This window comes from Promineifilum sp. (SeqCode), from assembly GCF_041918635.1.
In the GTDB taxonomy this organism is placed as follows: domain Bacteria; phylum Chloroflexota; class Anaerolineae; order Promineifilales; family Promineifilaceae; genus Promineifilum.
In genome coordinates this window covers 1-2,502 of record NZ_JAYRVJ010000803.1, presented here as the reverse complement: position 1 = coordinate 2,502, position 2,502 = coordinate 1, and the positions used below count along the sequence as shown (strand labels likewise).

Sequence of the window (2,502 nt, the reverse complement as noted above, 5' to 3'; positions counted from 1 at the left end):
CATTTGCAGGAAGACGCGCACGCTGGCGACCTCCTTGGGCAGGAAGAATTGGGCCAGCAGCCGGTCATCGATGCCGTCCCGGTTGGGCGTGAAGGTGTGCTTGTCCAGCGTGAAGTTGCGCAACTCCGGCAGTTCCGGGTCAGCGTCGGCGATGGTGATCGTGCCGGTCTGCGTCTCCGTCAGGCCGTCGGCGTCAGTCGCCAGGATCGTCCAGGTATACTCGCCATCGCGCAGCAGCCGGGCCAGGATGTCGCCCTCGATAGCCTCATCGGGCAGCCGGTAGCCATCGACGACGCCGCTGAACAGCACCTCGAACTCCCCCGCCCCGCGCGGCTTGTCCTGGCGGAAGTAGAAGCGTTCGCCGGCGGCGTTCTCGAAGTAGATCGACACCGTCGCGCTGCGCGACAGGGCGTAGCTGATGCGAGTCGCGTCGGTTTGGCCGTCGGCGTTGGGGGTGATGAGCGCGTCCAGGACGACGACATCGCGCAGCAGGCTGTCGTCGCCGTTAAGCGCCCGCCCCACGCCCCACACGGCCACGGCCACCAGCGCGACAGCGATGAGAATAGCGAGAAGGGGAGCAGTGAGTTTCGACAAGGGAGTATTATCTGCGTAATCTGCGAAATCTGCGGATCATTCTTTCTTAGTGTAGCAAAGCCCCGGCTGTTCGCCAGAGACGATTAGCCGCCGCTCACCCCACGCCGCCCCTGCGCCGCCGGCGGAGCAGCACGCTCAGCGCCGCGACCAGGGCTACGCCGATGGACACCAGCGTCGCCACGGCCATGCCCGTATCCACCCCGAACAGCGTCGCCGTCCGGCTATCGAGCCGCACCAGTTCCAGCAAGCTGCGGCCAAGGGCGTAGGCGATCAGGTAGACCGCCATCAGTTCGCCCGGCAGTAGCCGCTCGGCGCGCCGCCGCGCCAGCCACAACAGCAGCAGGAAGGTCAGCAAGCTCCACAGCGACTCGTAGAGGAAGGCGGGGTGAAAGCGGCCGAAGGCTTCATATGGCTTCAGGCGATGCAGCGGGTCGATGGTGATGGCCCAGGGCAACTCCGACGGCCGGCCGTACAACTCCTGATTGAAGAAGTTGCCCCAGCGGCCTACCGCCTGCCCCAGCGCCAGCCCGACCACCGACAGATCGGCCCAGCCGAACACGGGCAGCCGGTTGCGTCGGGTGTAGAGGATCAGGCCCACCAGCCCGCCGGCGATACCGCCATAGACGCCCAAGCCGCCGGCGCGGAAGTTGAACAGTTGCGTCGGGTTGCGGAAGTAGTCCAGCGCCGAGGTGATGCCCACGGCGGCCATGCTCGGCGAGGGGGTCAGGACGTGGTAGAGGCGCGCGCCGATAAGGCTCAGGGTCAGGATGATGAACAGCGCGTTCCAGGCGTGATCGGGGTTCCACGGCCGCCAGGGCGCATCGGCCAGCCACGCCGGCGCGACGTCGGGCGCGGCGGCCAGCGCCTTGCCCACCGCTTCCGTCTCCGCCCGCTTCAGGCCCAGCCGGCGCGGGTCGAAACCATAGTCGCGCAGCACCGCGCCGAGTGTGGTGTAGTGGCGCGCGGCCAGGTGGGCGACCACGTCGTCGGGCAGGCCGGCGTCGGTCAGCGGCCGATCGCGCACGGCGGCGGGCGCGGCGGCGACGAAAAGGCGCTCCGCCCGCTCGTCGGCCAGCCGCGACACCACCCACGTCCCCAGGGCGATGCCGGTAATGATCCAGATGGCGTACCAGTACAGCGGCAGGCCCAGCACGGTGACGGCGGCGCGCGGCGGCATGGCCCCCGTCAGCAGGTGGCGGACGAAGAGCGCGACGGCGACGGCGAACACCGCTCCGATAGCGTACCAGTAAGGCTCGATTCGTCGGGACACGGGTGGTTTAGTGGTCGCGCGACTGTTGCCAGACGGCCCACATGCGCTGGAAGAAGGTGAAGTAGGTCAGCGCCGCCAGGATGGGCAGCAGGATATGGGGCAGGTTCAGCGCCAGGAAAGCGACGAGCAGGACGTAACGCTCCACGCGGCTGGCGATGCCCATCTTGGCCTGAAAGCCAAGCGCCTCGGCCCGCGAGCGGGCGTAGCTGACCATGAGCGAGCCGCTGACGGCCAGGTAGGCGACGGCCAGCATGAGCGCGTTGTCTTGAGTGTAGTAATAGTAGATGAAGCCGCCGAAGAGGGCGATCTCGGCCAGCCGGTCGAGGCTGGAGTCGAGGAACGCGCCGAAGCCACCCTGCTTGCGGCCCAGCTTGCGGGCCAGCGCGCCGTCGAGCGCGTCCAGCGGCGAGAGCGCGGCGATGGCCAGCGCCGCCCAGCGAAACTCGCCGATGGCGATCAGGTAAGCGAAAAGCAGGTGTGTGGCGAAGCCTAGGACAGTCAGGAAGTCGGGACCCAGCTTGAAGCGGGCCAGCATCTCCACGACCGGGTCGATGATGAAGCGGGTGCGAACGCGCAGCTGATCGGTCAGCGTCACGCGGGGCTTGATGGGTTGTTCCTGTGTCATAGCGAATCCTGAT

General features: G+C 67.6%; 2 protein-coding genes and 1 pseudogene. All 3 read right to left on the bottom strand.

The genetic code is table 11. The features are described from left to right. Positions 1-594: pseudogene (locus ACE3UY_RS22890) on the bottom strand (hypothetical protein); the annotation flags it as partial. A 94-nt stretch (positions 595-688) separates the two neighbouring features. Continuing rightward, the gene (gene lgt, locus ACE3UY_RS22885; protein ID WP_374689780.1) at positions 689-1,864 is read right to left on the bottom strand and encodes a prolipoprotein diacylglyceryl transferase; all 1,176 of its coding nucleotides are present in this window, start codon (positions 1,862-1,864) and stop codon (positions 689-691) included. A 7-nt stretch (positions 1,865-1,871) separates the two neighbouring features. Then, on the bottom strand, positions 1,872-2,489 hold the full coding sequence (locus ACE3UY_RS22880; protein WP_374689779.1) for a CDP-alcohol phosphatidyltransferase family protein: 618 nt from the start codon (positions 2,487-2,489) through the stop codon (positions 1,872-1,874). Positions 2,490-2,502 lie beyond the last annotated feature (13 nt).